We start from the raw sequence: 16,550 nt of genomic DNA on the forward strand, positions 1-16,550 counted from the left end.
CCTTCCGCCGCGCGGCCACGGTCCCGGGCCGGGTTCCTCCCCCTCCCCGCGAACCGTGTGACTCCCTCCCGCACGCCCGCACCGGGGTGGCCTCGTGCGCACCGCGCCCGCCCGCCGCCCCGCAGCCGGGCGCGGTATTGCTGCGAAAGGCGAACCCGTCATGGCCGAAACGGCCCGCACCTCCCCCCGCTCCCGCCGGCTGCTGCTCAGATCGCGCCGCGTCGTCGCCGCCGCGATCGGCGTCACCCTCGCCGCCGGCGCCACCGCCTGCGGCCCCGAGAACGCCGCGGACGCCGGTGCCGACGCCACGCCCCACAAGGGCGGCACCCTCACCGTCCTCAACTCCGAGCCGCAGAGCGACTTCGACCCCGCCCGGCTCTACACCTCCGGCGGCGGCAAGGTCCCCACGCTCGTCTTCCGCACCCTCACCACCCGCAAGCGCGCGAACGGCGCCGCCGGCGCCGAGGCCGTCCCGGACCTCGCCACCGACACCGGACGGCCGAGCAAGAACGCCACCGTGTGGACGTACACCCTCAAGAACGGCCTGAAGTTCGAGGACGGTACGCCCATCACCAGCGCCGACATCAAATACGGCATCGAGCGGTCCTTCGCCGCCGAACTCTCCGGCGGCGCACCCTATCTGCGGGACTGGCTGATCGGCGGCGAGAAATACCAGGGCCCGTACAAGGACAAGTCCAAGGACGGGCTGAAGTCCATCGAGACGCCCGACGACAGAACCCTCGTCTTCCATCTGAAGAAGCCCGAGGGCGAATTCCCGCTGCTCGCCACCCAGACACAGTTCGCGCCCGTACCGCGCGCCAAGGACACCGGCACGAAATACGAGGAACACCCCGTCTCCTCCGGCCCGTACAAGGTCGTCAAGAACACCGGGGACGGCGAACATCTGCTGCTGAAGCGGAATCCGCACTGGTCGGAGAAGACCGACAAGGAACGGCACGCCTACCCGGACACCGTCGACGTCCGCTCCGGTCTCGACTCCGCCGTCATCAACCAGCGCCTGGCCACCGGCTCCGGACCGGACGCCGCCGCCGTCACCACCGACACCAACCTCGGGCCCGCCGAACTCGCCCGGATCGCCGGCGACAAGGAACTCGAAAAGCGCGTCGGCACCGGCCACTTCGGCTACACCAATTACCTCGCCTTCAACCCGAAGGTGAAGCCCTTCGACAAGCCCGAGGTGCGGCAGGCCCTCGCCTGCGCCGTCAACCGCACCAGCGTCGTCAACGCCGCCGGCGGCTCCTCCCTCGCCGAACCGGCCACCACCTTCCTGCCCCACCAGAAAACCTTCGGCTACACCGGCGCCGACCCCTTCCCGGCCGGCAGGACCGGAAATCCGGAAAAGGCCAAGGAGCTGCTGAAGAAGGCCGGATATCCGCACGGCCTGAAGATCACCCTCACCCACTCCACCGCCAAGAACTTCGCGACCAGCCCCGAGGTCGCCACCGCCGTCCAGGACGCGCTGAAGAAGGCCGGTGTCACCGTCGAGCTGAAGGGGCTGGAGGACAACGACTACAAGGACACCGTCCACAGCCTCAAGGACGAACCGGGCCTCTTCCTCGCCGGCTGGGGTGCCGACTGGCCCTCCGGCGGACCGTTCCTCGCCCCCATCTTCGACGGCCGCCAGATCGTCGAGGACGCCTACAACTTCAACCACGCCCAGCTCGACGACCCCGCCGTCAACCACGAGATCGACGCCATCAACAAGCTCACCGACCTGCACAAGGCCGCCGCGCGCTGGGGCGCCCTCGACGACCGGATCGGCGAGAAGGCCCTCTCCGTCCCGCTGTTCCACCCCGTCTACAAGCGGCTGCACGGCAAGGCGATCCGCAACGTCGTGATCAGTGACTGGGACGGCGTCCTCGACATCTCCCAGGTAGCGGTCAAGTAGGCCCCGGGACCATGAGCGACACCCTCCCCACCGGAGCATGGCGGCGGCTGCGCGCCCGCCCCTCGGCCGTCGTGGCCGCCGCCGTGCTCGCGGCCCTCGCCCTCCTCGCCCTCGGCGCCCCGTTGCTCGTGGCGCTGGAGGGCCAGGACCCCACCACGTACCACGACCAGCTCGTCGACTCCGCCCGCGGCGGCGTCCCGTACGGCTCCTTCGGCGGCATCAGCGCCGACCACTGGCTCGGCGTCGAACCCGGCACCGGCCGCGACCTCTTCGCCCGCCTGCTGTACGGCGCCCGCGTCTCCCTTTCCGTCGCGCTCGGCGCCACCGTCGTCCAGGTGCTGCTCGGCGTCACCATCGGCCTCGCCGCAGGGCTCGGCGGACGGCTCCTCGACGCCGTCCTCAGCCGCTTCACCGATGTGCTGCTCGCCCTGCCGATGCTGGTCTTCGCCGTCGCGCTGACCGCGATCGTCCCGGCCGGCTTCCCCCGCCCGCTGCTGCTGATCCTCGTCATCGGCCTGCTGAGCTGGGGCGGCACCTCCCGCATCGTGCGCGCCCAGACCCTCTCGCTGCGCGGGCGCGACCATGTCGCCGCGGCCCGCCTCGCCGGACGCACCCCGGTGCAGATCGCCCGCCGCGAACTGCTGCCCGCCCTCGCCGCCCCCGTCCTCACCTACGCGGCGCTGCTGGTCCCCACCAACATCGTCGTCGAGGCGTCCCTGTCCTTCCTCGGCATCGGCGTCACCCCGCCCGCCTCCTCCTGGGGACAGCTGCTCTCCACCGCCACCACCTGGTTCCGCGCCGACCCGCTGTACGTCCTGCTGCCGTCGGGCTGCCTGCTCGTCACCGTGCTGGCCTGCACCGTCCTCGGCGACGCCGTCCGCACCGCCCTCGACCCGCGCGAACGCTCCCGCCTCGCGGTCGGCACCCGCCGCGCCGCCGCCCGACCGCCGAAGGGCGCCACCCGATGACCGCCTACGTCCTGCGCCGGACCGGCGGCGCCCTCCTCGTCCTGCTGCTGCTCTCCGTCACCGTCTACGCGCTCTTCTACGTCGCACCCGGCGACCCCGCCAAGCTCGCCTGCGGGCCGCGCTGCAACGCCGAACAGATCGCCCAGGTCCGCGACCAGCTCCGGCTCGGCGAACCGCTGCCGCTCCAGTACCTGCACTTCCTCCAGGGGCTGGTGGCCGGCCGCGACTACTCCACCGGCACCGGCGTTCTGCACTGCCCGGCGCCCTGCCTCGGCCTCTCGTACCAGAACGACCAGCCGGTCGCCCAGCTCCTCGCCTCCCGGCTGCCGGTCACCGCCTCGCTCGCGGTCGGCGCCATGGTGCTGTGGCTGCTGCTCGGCGTCGGCACCGGACTGCTCTCCGCACTGCGCCGCGGCGGCACCACCGAACGCGTCCTGACGGTGCTCACCCTCACCGGCACCGCCACCCCGGTCTTCATCACCGGCCTCCTGCTGCTGATGATCTTCTGCGCCACCCTCCAGTGGCTGCCGTTCCCCACCTACGTACCGCTCACCGAGGACCCCGAGCAGTGGGCGTGGAACCTGCTGCTGCCCTGGACCGCCCTCGCCCTCCTGGAGTCCGCCAAGTACGCCCGGCTGACCCGCTCCGCCACCCTGGAGACGCTCGCCGAGGACCACATCCGCACCTTCCGCGCCTACGGGCTGCGCGAGCGCCGGATCGTGGGACGGCACGCTCTGCGCGGCGCCCTGCCGCCCGTCGTCGCCCTCAACGCCGTCGACCTCGGCACCATGTTCGGCGGCGCGATGCTCACCGAATCCCTCTTCGGGCTGCCCGGAATCGGACGGCTCACCGTCGAGTCGGTCCGCACCGTCGACCTCCCCGTCGTCGTCGGCGCCGTCCTGGGCGTCGGCGCCGCCGTCGTCCTCGCCAATGCCGTCGCCGACGTCCTCTACGCACTCGCCGACCGAAGGGTGACGCTGACATGACCGCCCCGCCGACCGAGGAAGCGGTCACCGCACCGGCCACCGCAGAACCGCTGGTCGAACTCCGCGACCTCACGGTCACCTTCCCCGCCACCGGCGGCGCCGAGGCCGTCCGCGCCGTCGACGGACTCTCGCTCACCCTCCGGGCCGGCGGCGCCCTCGGCATCGTGGGGGAGTCCGGATCCGGTAAGTCGACCGTCGCCGCCACCCTCCTCGACCTGCACCGCGGCACCGGCGCCCGCACCGAGGGCACCGTCCGCGTCGCCGGCACCGACGTCCTCGCGGCGCCCGAGGCGGAGCTGCGCGCCCTGCGCGGCGCCACCGCCGCGATGATCTTCCAGGACCCGCTCTCCTCCCTGGACCCGTACCACTCCCTCGGCGACCAGATCGCCGAGGTGCACCGCGTCCACCGGCCCGGCGTCTCCCGGCGCGCCGCCCGCGCCCGCGCCGTCGAGGTCCTCGACCGGGTCGGCATCCCGGACGCCGCCCGCCGGGCCCGCTCCCGCCCGCACGAGTTCAGCGGCGGGATGCGCCAGCGCGCCCTGATCGCCATGGCCCTCGCCTGCGAGCCCCGGCTGCTCATCGCCGACGAGCCGACCACCGCCCTCGACGTCACCGTCCAGGCCCAGATCCTCGACCTGCTGCACACCCTGCGCACCGAGACCGGCACCGGACTGCTGCTGGTCACCCACGACCTCGGCGTCGTCGCGGGCAGCGTCGACGACGTCCTGGTGATGCGCGGCGGCCGCGCCGTCGAACACGGCCCCGTCGCCGAGGTCCTGGGCACACCCCGCGAGCCCTACACCCGCGCTCTGCTCGCCGCCGTCCCCCGGATCGGGACGGCGCGCGGGGACGTGGCGCGCGCCGGGGCGGACAGCGAGGGGGAGGGGCGTGGGGCCGGTGCCGCGTGCCGTGGGCCTGCGGCCGGGCGCCCGGCCGGCTCCGGGGACGCGGACGGGCCCGTACGCCCGGCCGCCACCGCCACCGCCACCGCCACCGTCCGGGCGCCGCGCCCCGCCACGGACGACGCGGGCGCCGGCACCCCGCTCCTCGAAGCGCACGGTCTGCGCCGCGAGTTCGGCCGTGGCGGGCCCCTGGGGACGCTGCTCGGCGCCGACCGCACCGTCGCCGTCGACGGTGTCTCCCTCACCGTCGCCGCGGGGGAGACGCTCGGCCTCGTCGGCGAGTCCGGCAGCGGCAAGACCACCGTCGGACGGATGCTGGTCCGCCTCCTCGACCCCACCGCCGGCACCCTCCGCTACCGGGGCCGCGACCTCGGCGCACTGGGGGAGCGGGCCCTGCGGCCGCTGCGCGGCGAACTCCAGATGGTCTTCCAGGACCCGGTCTCCTCCCTCAACCCGCGCCGCACCATCGGGGAGTCGATCGCCGACCCGCTGCGCGCGGCGGGCGGCCTCGACGACGCCACCGTCGTCCGGCGGGCCCGCGAACTCCTCGACCGCGTCGGCCTCGACCCGGCGTGGTACCACCGCTACCCGCACGAGTTCAGCGGCGGCCAGCGCCAGCGCGTCGGCATCGCCCGCGCCCTCGCCCCCGGCCCCCGCCTGCTGGTCTGCGACGAACCGGTCTCCGCCCTGGACGTCACCACCCAGGCCCAGGTGATGGACCTGCTCGCCGAACTCCGCCGCGATCTCGGCCTGTCGATCGTCCTGATCGCCCACGACCTCGCCGTCGTCCGCGCGGCCAGCGACCGCGTCGCCGTGATGCGGGCCGGCCGCATCGTCGAGGAAGGCCCCGCCGACACCGTCTACGACCACCCGCAACACCCCTACACCCAGGGCCTGCTGGCGGCCGTACCGGTCCTCGATCCCCAAGTGGCCGCCGAACGAAGGGCGTTGCGCGCCCGCGCCTGAGCCGTCCGTCGTGCCGCGCGCCGGTGCCGCACACCGGGTGGCGCGGCCGCCCCGCGGACCCGCCGCCGGCGGACCCACTGCATAGCGCACCAGAACGCCCTATGGGGCGGAAAGTTACGACCGTTCACCCCTTCCGGTGGCGCGACGGACAACCGTCCGCCGCGCCACCGGGCCCTTTGCGTAGCGTCGTTCCGCAACCGGCGGCCCGCACCGTACCGCCGGAGGACGACATACCCGCCGAGGCCGGAGAAGAGGAGTGGACACGTGCGCATCGGACTGCTCACCGAGGGTGCCCGCACCGGTGCGGTACGTCGCACCCCGCGCTGGTACGACCGGCTCGTCCAGGGCCTGCCCGGCCACGAGTTCACCGAGTTCGCCCTCCCCGCGGGCCCCTCGTACGACGACGCGGCCCGCCGCACGCCGGACCGCGCCGCCCGCCGCCGCTTCGCCCGCCACTTCACCGACCTCGCCGCCGCCCTCACCGCCGAACCCGTCGGTACCGAGGCCCAGGCGGACCGTTTCGCCGCCGGTCTCCACGGCCTCGCCGACCTCGCCCGCGACCGCGCCGACCTGCCCGCCCTGCTCCGCTCCGAGGCCGCCCTGCGCCTGCTGGAGCGCGCCTGCCGCGCCCCCGGCGCACTCCCCGCCGCGCGCGCCGTCCGGGTCCCCGACCTCCTCGCGGTCGCCGGACACCTCGGGGAGGCGCTGCGCCCGCTCTCCCTCGACTGGTACGGCGACGGTGCCCCGGGCCTCGACACCGTCGACCTCTGCCACGCCACGGCCGCCGGTCCCACCGCCCTCGCCGGTCTGCTGGCCAAACGCTTCTTCCGTACCCCACTCCTGGTCAGCGAGGACGGCCCGGGGCTGCGCGCCCACTACCTCGACCGCGCCACCACCCCGCTCAGCGCCCCCGCCCGCGCCCTCCTCGCCGCCTTCCAACGCGCCCTCGCCGCCGAGACGTACGCCCGCGCCACGCTCATCACCCCCGGCACCGCCCACGCCCGCCGCTGGCAGGAGCGGTGCGGCGCCGCGCCGCAGCGGCTGCGCACCGTCCCCCCGGGCGTCCCCGCCGGGCCGTTCCTCCAGGCATCCGACGCCATGGTCGACAGCGACGCCACCCTGGTGTGGGCCGGCCCCGTCGAACCGTCCGAGGACCTCGCCGGACTGCTGCGCGCCTTCGCCCACGTCCGCACCGCCGTCCCCGGCGCCGTCCTGCGCATCGTCGGCGGGCCCGGCGACGCCCCGGACGCCGCCGCCTACCTCGCCCACTGCCGGGCCCTGGCCGACCGGCTCTTCCCCGGGACCCCGGGCCCGGTCCGCTTCGAGGAACCGGTCGCCCCCGGGGCGCCCGCCGTCGCCGCGGCCTACGCCACCGCCGCCGTCGTGGTGCTCTCCGGCGCCGGCGAGGGCTTCCCGTACGGCCTGGTGGAGGCGATGTTCAGCGGCCGGGCCACCGTCTCCACCGACGCCGGGGCGGTCTGCGAGGTCATCGGCTCCACCGGCCTGGTCGTGCCCGCCGGCGACCCGCACGCCCTCGCCGACGCCGTCCTCGCCCTGCTCGCCGACCCGGCCCGGCGCGTCCGCCTCGGCGCCGCCGCCCGCGCCCGGGCCCTGGAACTCTTCACCGTCGACCGCCACCTCACCGCCTTCCGCGGCATCTACCTCGAACTCCTCGCCCACGCCCACCCGGAGCCCGACCCCGGCACCCCGCGCCCCTTCGCCCGCCCCGCCGAGACCCATCTCCCCGGGCGCCGCGGCGCCGCCGTCCCCCGCACACCCCCGACCGACCGCACCCCGAGCTGGGCCGCCGGGCCGCGCCGCCGCGCGGCGGCCACGAGAGGAGAGGCGCGATGACCCCGAGCCCCGACTCCCCGGACCGCGAGCCCTCCCGCACCCCCGCCCGCCACGCCGCCCGCCGCCCGGCCTCCTCCTGGCGCGCCACCCGCCGCCCCCTCGCCACGGGACGCCCGCCCCGGGAGACGACCCCGGCCCGGCCGCTGTCGTTGGCCGGCCACCCGCCCCGGGAGGCGCCCCCCGCCAGGCCGCTCCCCGCCACCGGGCACGCCCCCTGGGGCACGAACCCCGCCGGCCACCCGGCCGAGGAGGCACCCGCCGCCGAGCCCTTGCCTCTGGCGGAGCCCTTGCCCCTGGCGGAGCCCGCCGTCGAGCCCTTGCCTCTGGCGGAGCCCGCCGTCGAGCCCTTGCCTCTGGCGGAGCCCGCCGCCGGGCACCCGCCTCGTGAGACGGCCCCGCCCCCGGAACCCGCCGCCCGCCAACCCGTCATCCCCCAACCCGCCGACCCCGTCCGCACCCTGATCCGCCATCACCGGCGGCTGTGCGCCCAGGCCGTCGACCCGCTGGAGATCGCCGCCGGTCTCGAGGCACACGGACTCACCGACCGCACCGCCGCCCGCTTCCGCCACCGCGACGTCTTCTCCCTCGCCGAGGAGCTGTACGCCCGGGTGCCCCGCGCCCGCACCGCCACCGTGCCGCCGCCGGAGCCCGCCCCGCGCGAGACGGCCGTACGGGGCGTGCTCCAGTCACTGCCGGGCGCGGTCTGCGCGGCCACCCTCGCCGCGCTCGCCGCCGGCCACCCGGGGCCCGTCCCCGTCCGGCCCGCCATCGCCGCGGCGGGCGCCGTTCTCGTGCTCCTCGCGCTCCGGCTCTGTCTGCGCGCCGGCCCGCTGCGCGTCCGCCGCGCCGGGCGGCCCTCGGTCCTCGCCGTCCTCGCCGTCGCCTGGACCGTCGGCCACGCCCTCCTCCTCGGCGACGCACCGCTGACCGCACTCCGCTCCGGCGGCCCCGGCCTCCCGCCGCCGTGGCCGCACCCCGACGCCGCCACCGCGCTCGCCCTGACCTGCGCCGTCGTGCCCGCCGCGGTGCTCGCCCGGTGGTTCGCCCGGCGCGCCCGGCACGGCCTCGCGGTCAGCCGCGAACTGGCCGAACTCGCCTCCCGGATCCGCCCGTCGCTGCTCGGCGCCACCCTGCTCCACGCCGCCGTCCAGCTCGCCCTGCTGCTCGGCGCCCGCCAGCTCACCGGCGGGCCAGCCGACCCGCCCGCCGCCCTCGTCGCCACCACCGCCCTGGGCACGCTGCTCTTCCTCGCCCGGCTGCTCGCCGTCCACGGCTTCCGCACCGCGGCCGTCGCCGGACCCGCGGCGGCCGCCGCCCTCGAAGCCCTCGCCCTGGCCCTCGTGCTCCTCGCCCGGCTGCCGGGCGCCACGGCGCTCGCCCGGCCGGTGGAGGCGCTCACCGCCGCCGCGGGCCCGGCCGCCGTACCGGCCGTCGCCTGCACCGCCGCCGCCCTCGCCCTGCTCGGCCACGCCCTGCGCACCCTCACCGGGGCCCGCGCCCACCTCGCCCCCGCGGATGCGGGGGTGGCCCGGCCATGATCCGGCGAATAGCCCGCCCGCCGGCCTCCCGGGCCCCACCCGTGGCATCGGCGCGGACCACGACCCCCTCCGGGCCGCCGTCCCGCGGCGGCCGCCCGCCCGCGGCCGAACCACCACCACCGACCCGTCCGACGAGGAGCACGACACATGAACGTCCACCCGACCGCACGCCATGAGCACCAGGGGGTCGCCCGATGAGGGTTCTGCTCATCGGCGCCAACGGCTACCTCGGCCGCTACGTCGCCGACCGCCTGCTCGCCGACCCCGCCGTCCAGCTGACCGTGCTGGGCCGCGGCGACGACGCCGACGTCCGCTTCGACCTCGCCAGCGGCAGCCCCGGCGCGCTCACCCGCTTCCTCGACGCCGTCCACCCCGGCGTCGTCGTCAACTGCTCCGGCGCCACCCGCGGCGGCGCCCGCGATCTCACCCGGCACAACACCGTCGCCGTCGCCACCATCTGCGAGGCGCTGCGCCGCAGCGGCTGCGGCGCCCGCCTCGTCCACCTCGGCTGCGCCTCCGAGTACGGCCCCTCGCAGCCCGGCTCGTCCACCGCCGAGGACGCCGTGCCCCGCCCCGGCGGCCCCTACGGCGTCAGCAAGCTCGCCGCCACCGAACTCGTCCTCGGCTCCGGTCTCGACGCGGTCGTGCTGCGGGTCTTCTCACCCGTCGGGCCCGGCACCCCCGCCGGCTCCCCGCTCGGGCGGCTCGCCGAGGCGATGCGCCGCGCCATGCAGTCCGGCGACGGTGAGCTGAAGCTCGGCGGGCTCGGCGTGCAGCGGGACTTCGTCGACGTCCGCGACGTGGCGCGGGCGGTGCACGCCGCGTCGCTCTCCGCCGCGCAGGGCGTGGTCAACATCGGCACCGGCCGCGCGGTGCGGCTGCGGGAGGCCGCGTCCGTCCTCGCCCGGGTCGCCGGATTCGGCGGCGCCCTGCACGAACTGGACTCGCCGCCCGCCCGGTTGATCATCCCGGGCCCGTCCCCGGAGCACGGCGCCGCGCCGCCCACGTACCCCTACCCGGACGGCTGCGGCACCTGGCAGCAGGCCGATGTCCGCACCGCGCGCGACCGGCTCGGCTGGCGGCCGCGGATCGGACTGGAGGAATCACTCGCCGACATCTGGATGGAGGCCGCATGCCGCATCTGACCACCGCGGGCACGACCCGCGCCCCCACCGGCGCCGGACCCTTCGGGGTCGGCGTCCCGGGCATCGCCCACCCGCTGCTCGCGCCCACCGAGTGGGACGAACTGCTGCGGGTCTCCCGGGGGTTCGCCGACCCCCGGGAGACCCTCCGGGGCGTGGCGGGCACGGCGCCCGGCCCCGCCCCGGGGGCCCCGGTCCACTGGGCGGTCCTCGACATCGCCCGGGGCCCGGGGGAGCGTCCCGATCCGCACTGTCTGCCCGTCGCGGCCCGGCTGCGTGAGACAGGTGTCCGTCTGTTGGGACATCTCGATCTGCGGTACGGCACCCGGCCCTTCGGGGAGCTGGTCACCGACGCCCACCGCTATCTGGAGTGGTACAAGACCGACGGATTCCTGCTGGACCGCGCCCCCGTCGACCGCGAGGAGCTGCCCGCCACCCGCCGCACCGCCGCCGCCCTGCGCGGCTTCGCGGACGGCGCCCACCTCGTCTTCGGACACGGCACCCACCCGCACCCCGGGTACGCCGAATCCGCCGACCAACTCCTCACCTTCGCCGGACCGTGGACCGAATACCGCTGGTCACAGGTGGCGGAGTGGACCGCCGACCACCCTCCCGAGCGGTTCTGCCACCTCGTCCACGGTCTGCCGTGCACCCATCTCGACGAGGCGCTGCGGATCGCCCGCTGGCAGGGCGCCGGAACGGTCTTCTTCACCGACCGGCAGGACCGCGGCGGCACCGCCTGGGAGACGCTGCCCGGCTACTGGGACGATTTCGTCTCGCGCATCGGAACGGGTGTCTTGGAATGAAGACGGGCGTGGCAGTGTTACGGACAGAACAACCGTACTGACCCACACCGACCAACCCCCTTGTTGAGGTCTTCCGTGTCGCTGCCACCCCTGGTCGAGCCCGCTTCGGAGCTCACCGTCGACGAGGTCCGCAGGTACTCCCGCCACCTGATCATCCCCGACGTGGGGATGGACGGGCAGAAGCGGCTGAAGAACGCCAAGGTGCTGTGCGTAGGCGCCGGCGGCCTGGGCTCGCCCGCCCTGATGTACCTGGCCGCGGCCGGCGTGGGCACCCTGGGCATCGTGGAGTTCGACGAGGTCGACGAGTCGAACCTGCAGCGCCAGATCATCCACAGCCAGGCGGACATCGGCCGCTCCAAGGCCGCCTCCGCCAAGGACTCGGTGCTCGGCATCAACCCGTACGTGAACGTGGTCCTCCACGAAGAGCGGCTCGAAGCCGAGAACGTGCTGGACATCTTCCGCCAGTACGACCTGATCGTGGACGGCACGGACAACTTCGCCACCCGCTATCTCGTCAACGACGCCTGCGTACTGCTGAACAAGCCGTACGTCTGGGGCTCCATCTACCGCTTCGACGGCCAGGCGTCCGTCTTCTGGAGCGAGCACGGTCCCTGCTACCGCTGCCTCTACCCGGAGCCCCCGCCCCCCGGCATGGTGCCCTCCTGCGCCGAGGGCGGCGTCCTCGGTGTGCTCTGCGCCTCCATCGGCTCGATCCAGGTCAACGAGGCCATCAAGGTCCTCGCCGGCATCGGCGACCCGCTCGTCGGCCGCCTGATGATCTACGACGCGCTGGAGATGACGTACCGCCAGGTCAAGGTCCGCAAGGACCCGAACTGCGCGGTCTGCGGCGAGAACCCCACCGTCACCGAGCTGATCGACTACGAAGCCTTCTGCGGTGTGGTCTCCGAGGAGGCCCAGGAGGCGGCGATGGGCGCGACGATCACGCCCCGGCAGCTCAAGGAGTGGATCGACGCCGACGAGAAGATCGAGATCATCGACGTCCGCGAGCCGAACGAGTACGAGATCGTCTCGATCCCCGGCGCCCGGCTGATCCCGAAGAACGAGTTCCTGATGGGCAACGCCCTCCAGGACCTGCCGCAGGACAAGAAGATCGTCCTGCACTGCAAGACCGGCGTCCGCTCCGCCGAGGTCCTCGCCGTCCTGAAGTCCGCCGGATTCGCCGACGCGGTCCACGTCGGCGGCGGCGTCATCGGCTGGGTCAACCAGATCGAGCCGGAGAAGCCCGTCTACTGACCGTGCCCCGGGCGCCGTCCGCGCCCGCCCGCACACGCCGAAGGCGCCGCCCCGCATCGCGCGGGGCGGCGCCTTCGCCGTGTCCGGGCCGGGCCCGGCCGTTCCTCAGATCTCGCCCTTGCGGGTGAGGTGGGTGAAGGCCAGCCAGCCCGGCAGCACCGGCAGCCAGAACGTCATCAGCCGGAACAGCAGCACCGCCGGGAACGCGACGTCCCCGCCGAGCCCCGCCAGCGTCAGCGCCGTGATCAGCGCGCCCTCGACCGCACCCACACCGCCCGGCGTCGGCGCCGCCGAGCCCAGCGCGTTGCCGGCGAGGAACGCCACCGCGATGCTGGCGTAACTGAGCTGGTCGCCGCCGCCGAAGGCGCGGATGGCGGCGTCCAGGCACATCACGTTGGCCGCCGTCAGCAGCAGCATCCCGCCGATGCCGGTCACCAGCTTCCCGGGCCGCTGGAGGATGTCCAGCATCCGCGGCACCACCCCGGCGAACAGCGACCGCACCCGCGTCACCACGAACTTCCGCAGCGCCGGAACCGCCGTCACCACCAGCACCAGCACCGCGACCGTCAGCAGCCCGGCGATGACCGTCCGGGACGGCGAGAGCTGATCGTCGCCGCTCTCCGTCCCCGTCAGATAGCCGAACGTCAGCAGCAGCAGGACGTGTGCGCCCAGCCCGAACAGCTGCGAGGCGCCGACGCTCGCCACCGCCAGCCCCGGCCGCACCCCCGCCCGCTGCAGGAACCGCGTGTTCAGCGCGACACCGCCGATCGCGGCGGGCGCCACCAGCTTCACGAAGTTCCCCGCGATCTGCGCGATCACCGTGCGGACGAACGACACCTTTTCGGTGACGAAACCCAGCAGGCTCATCGCCGCCGCGATGTACGTCGTCCCGGAGAACACCATCGCGACCAGCACCCAGACCCACTGGGCTTCCTTGATCACATCGAGCAGGTTGAAGTGGGCGACCTGCGACATCAACTGCGACAGCAGCAGATACGCGGCGAACGCGCCGGCGATCCAGCTGATCAGGATCCGCGGGCTCAGCCGCTCCAGCTTCGCCGGTTCGATCACCGCCGTCGGACGGATCAGCAGCACCTGCCGCCGGATCTGCGCCAGCAGATCCTCCTCGCGCACCTCCTCCGACGCCTCGTCCAGCGCCCGCTTCTCGTCCGCCTTCGCCTGCGCGCGCATCGCCCGCAGCCGCTTGCGGTCCGCGGGCCCGGACGCCGCCAGCTGCTCGCGCGCCTCCTTCGCGGACCGCGACAGCTCCAGCACCGCCTCCCGCTCCCGCGCCGAGCGCTCCCGGGCCCGCTGCCGCAGCGTCGCCCGCGTCGTCCGGCTCAGCGCGATCGGCTGGAGCAGCGGCAGACAGTCCGCGACCGCGTCCGGACCCAGCACCTCCACCGCGACCGCCACCGACCGCTCCGCGCCGACCCGCAGGCCCAGCGTCGTCAGCAGCTGCGCGACGTCCATCCGCAGCACCAGATCGCCCGCGGCGATCTCACCGCCGCGCAGCTCCGTCAGGCTCACCCTGCCGGAACGATCCACCAGCAGCGCGTCCCCGACCAGCCGCCGGTGCGCGATCCGCCGCGACTGCAACGCCGCGACCTGCTCCCAGGCGCTGCGCATCACCGCGTCGGTGATCTCCTCGTCCGCCAGCGCGTCCAGCCGCCGCCCGCCGATGTGCTCGTAGACCAGCATCACCGCGTCCGGGCCCAGCTCCGAGGTGGCGATCAGCTTCGGCGCGCGGGCGCCCGCGGCGATCGCCGCGTACGCCAGCAGCGCCTCCTGCTCCAGCGCCTGCCGCAGCGACTGCAGACTGCGGCGCTGGTTGATGCCGCGCAGCGACAGGCGCCGCCACACCCGGTAGAAGAAACCCTGCGCCTGCTGCTCGCGGTCGACGACCGTCACGTCGATGGGCGGCCCGTCCTCCCGCGTCACCAGATAGCGGCGCCCGCGGTCGGAGTGCTCGGGGTGGTCCGGATTGGCGACGTCCTCGGCGCGCAGCGCGCTCACCGGACGGAACCCGACCCGCCGCAGCCCCGCCAGCAGATGCTGCCCGGTGGGCCGCACATTGGGCGTACCGACGGCGTACAGCGTGCCGTACGCCACCGTCCAGCCGATCAGCACCGTCGTGACGATGGCGAACGGCGTGGTGTACCGGCCGACCAGCACCGCGAACGCGTCCAGCAGCAGCACGCACCACATCGCCACCCGCCACCGCGGGCGCCGGGACATCCCCACCGCCGTCATGTACGCGATGACCGGCGCGAGATAGCTGTGGACGGGCGTGGTCAGCGACCCGTCGTGCATCCGCTGGGTCAGCGCCGCCCGGATCGACTCGGGCGCCGCCTCCGCGACCCACAGGTCCGTCGCCAGCGACACCCCGTGCGCCAGCACCGCGGCCAGCACACCGTCGGCGATGCGCAGCCCGTCGCGTTTGATCAGCCGCTCGACGGCGAACGCCACCGGGACGATCAACACCGCCACGCTCGACGCCAGCCCCGCGAAGTTGATCAGCAGCCGCGGGGCCTGGCCCGCGCCCTTGCCGATGTCGTCGGCCAGCCCCTGCGTCGTGGCGTGCGCGAACGCCGCCAGCGCCAGGACCAGCGCGATCCCCGCGATGCCGAGCAGCAGCCGCAGCAGATCGGCCGGGCGGTGCACCCGCGCCGGCAGCAGCGGCTCATCGCCGGACACCCGGTCCGCGTGCTCCGTACCGCCCGCGCACCCCGCGCTGTCACACGTCTCCAGGTGCGAGCCGGTCCGGGGCACGCCGGCGTCCCCGTCCGCGGCGCCCGCGGGCCGCTCGGGCCCGGCGTGCTCCACGGCCGGCTGCGCACCGGCTCCCGTCTCGTGCCCCGGCGGCGTCCGCCGCCCGTCGTCGCCCGCGTGAGGTGCGGGCCCGTCGGGTCTCTCGGACGCCCCGGGTCGTTCGGCCTTCTCGATCGTGCTCGCCTTTTCGGTCGCGGAGACCGCGGACGGCCTCCGTTGCTGCTTCCCCTGGTCCGCCGCCGGACGGTCGGCCCGGCGCCTTGGCGCGGTGCCTCCCGGGACGGTGGCGGCGGCTCCCGGCTGCCGGGCGCCAGGGCCGTCCGCCTCCCGCGGAGGCGCCGCGCCCTGCCGTCCGGACGTCGCATTTCGCTCACGTCTCACCAGTCACCGCCCGGAAGATGGTGGCACGGCCGTGCGGGGGCCGGGGGGATCAGGGTGCTTTTCGGGGCCGCGAGAAGCGGAACCCGAGCCCCCGCCACAGGCCCGGCGACCGCCGCACCACCCGCCCCGAGCCTCCCGCATCCCGGGCCCGCACGCAGGCCGCACGCCACGGCCACCCGGCCCCCGCCGCGCGCCCCGTGCCGTTGTCGGCGGGGTACGGCAGGATGGACCGAATGAGTGGCCACAGCGACGGCACCGCACCTGACGCCCCCCGGCGCGACACCCCGCCCCCGGAGGGCGCCCGCCCCGCACCCGAGCTGCCCGACTACGCCGAACGCGTCCTCGCCATGGCCGAACGCATCCCGCCCGGCCACGTCCTGACCTACGGTGACATCGCCGCCCGCCTCGCCGCCGAGGACCGCGACGGCCGCGGCTCCGGCGGCCCCCGCCAGGTCGGCCGCGCCATGGCCCTCTACGGCGGCGCCGTCCCCTGGTGGCGCGTGGTCCGTGCGGACGGCGCCCCGCTCCCCGGCAGCGAACACCGCGCCCTCGCCCACTACCGCGCCGAAGGCACCCCGCTGCGCACCGCCGCCGACGGCGCCACGGCCCGCCTCGACATGCGCCGCGCCCGCTGGGACGGCCCCCTCGGACCCACCGCCGACTGTGAGGTTTCCGACACCGCCCCCGCCGCCCGGCACGTCGTCGACCTCACCCACCTCCCGGGCATCCCCGAGGGCGCGCTCCCCACCGGACCGGCCGCCTCCGCAGCCGCCGACGGCCCCCCGGCTGACGCCCCCGCCGCAGGTCGCAGCCGCAGCCGCGGCCGCACCGCCTCCGACGGCCCGGCCCCGCGGGCCCGGCGCCACGGCCGCGGCGGCCCGGCGCACCCCTGAACCCGCACGCCCCCGCCGCCCGGGAGCGGCCTGTGGACAACCGCCGCCCCGCCCGCCGCCTGGCGTAGCGTCGAGATCCGGCCCCCCGCGCCCGGACGGACCCGGCACGGCGGTGCCGCCGCGGCCCCGCGCCGTCACGCCCCGCACCCCGTCCGCCTCGTCCGCCCTGTCCATCCCGT

General features: G+C 75.4%; 10 protein-coding genes and 1 pseudogene. 10 read left to right on the forward strand and 1 reads right to left on the reverse strand.

The window, feature by feature from the left end; all coding sequences use genetic code 11:
- Positions 1-160: 160 nt before the first annotated feature.
- The 9 genes from ACZ4U4_RS07990 to moeZ all read left to right on the forward strand — a co-directional run bounded on the left by ACZ4U4_RS07990 (position 161) and on the right by moeZ (position 12,325).
- Complete coding sequence (locus tag ACZ4U4_RS07990; RefSeq protein ID WP_467870189.1) at positions 161-1,909, forward strand: ABC transporter substrate-binding protein; 1,749 nt, start codon at positions 161-163, stop codon at positions 1,907-1,909.
- Between the two features lie 11 nt (positions 1,910-1,920).
- Entirely contained in the window at positions 1,921-2,877 is a 957-nt protein-coding gene (locus ACZ4U4_RS07995; RefSeq protein ID WP_467870192.1) for an ABC transporter permease, read from the forward strand.
- Positions 2,874-3,863, forward strand: a complete 990-nt coding sequence (locus ACZ4U4_RS08000; RefSeq protein ID WP_467870194.1) for an ABC transporter permease — start codon at positions 2,874-2,876, stop codon at positions 3,861-3,863. The genes ACZ4U4_RS07995 and ACZ4U4_RS08000 overlap by 4 nt, the downstream gene beginning before the upstream one ends.
- Positions 3,860-5,731, forward strand: a complete 1,872-nt coding sequence (locus ACZ4U4_RS08005; RefSeq protein WP_467870197.1) for a dipeptide ABC transporter ATP-binding protein — start codon at positions 3,860-3,862, stop codon at positions 5,729-5,731. Before ACZ4U4_RS08000 ends, ACZ4U4_RS08005 begins: the two co-directional genes overlap by 4 nt.
- Before the next feature lie 264 nt (positions 5,732-5,995).
- Positions 5,996-7,585 (forward strand): glycosyltransferase, encoded by a 1,590-nt coding sequence (locus ACZ4U4_RS08010; RefSeq protein WP_467870199.1) that lies wholly within the window; start codon positions 5,996-5,998, stop codon positions 7,583-7,585.
- The gene (locus ACZ4U4_RS08015; protein WP_467870201.1) at positions 7,582-9,123 is read left to right on the forward strand and encodes a hypothetical protein; all 1,542 of its coding nucleotides are present in this window, start codon (positions 7,582-7,584) and stop codon (positions 9,121-9,123) included. The genes ACZ4U4_RS08010 and ACZ4U4_RS08015 overlap by 4 nt, the downstream gene beginning before the upstream one ends.
- A gap of 194 nt (positions 9,124-9,317) precedes the next feature.
- A complete protein-coding gene (locus ACZ4U4_RS08020) occupies positions 9,318-10,268 on the forward strand; it encodes an NAD-dependent epimerase/dehydratase family protein (protein ID WP_467870204.1) in 951 nt (316 codons plus the stop codon).
- Positions 10,256-11,071, forward strand: a complete 816-nt coding sequence (locus ACZ4U4_RS08025; RefSeq protein ID WP_467870207.1) for a spherulation-specific family 4 protein — start codon at positions 10,256-10,258, stop codon at positions 11,069-11,071. The genes ACZ4U4_RS08020 and ACZ4U4_RS08025 overlap by 13 nt, the downstream gene beginning before the upstream one ends.
- Positions 11,072-11,146: 75 nt before the next feature.
- Positions 11,147-12,325 carry an adenylyltransferase/sulfurtransferase MoeZ gene (gene moeZ / locus ACZ4U4_RS08030; RefSeq protein WP_467870209.1) on the forward strand — a complete coding sequence of 393 codons (1,179 nt, stop codon included), beginning with the start codon at positions 11,147-11,149 and terminating at the stop codon, positions 12,323-12,325.
- A 105-nt stretch (positions 12,326-12,430) separates the two neighbouring features.
- Here the strand turns inward: moeZ and ACZ4U4_RS08035 are convergent, their stop codons facing one another.
- Positions 12,431-15,271, reverse strand: a complete 2,841-nt coding sequence (locus tag ACZ4U4_RS08035) for a lysylphosphatidylglycerol synthase transmembrane domain-containing protein (RefSeq protein WP_467870918.1) — start codon at positions 15,269-15,271, stop codon at positions 12,431-12,433.
- A 440-nt stretch (positions 15,272-15,711) separates the two neighbouring features.
- Here ACZ4U4_RS08035 and ACZ4U4_RS08040 point away from each other — a divergent pair.
- Positions 15,712-16,134 (forward strand): annotated as a pseudogene (locus ACZ4U4_RS08040) (MGMT family protein); the annotation flags it as partial.
- Positions 16,135-16,550: the final 416 nt, after the last annotated feature.

Source organism: Streptomyces sp. NPDC029159 (assembly GCF_055564055.1).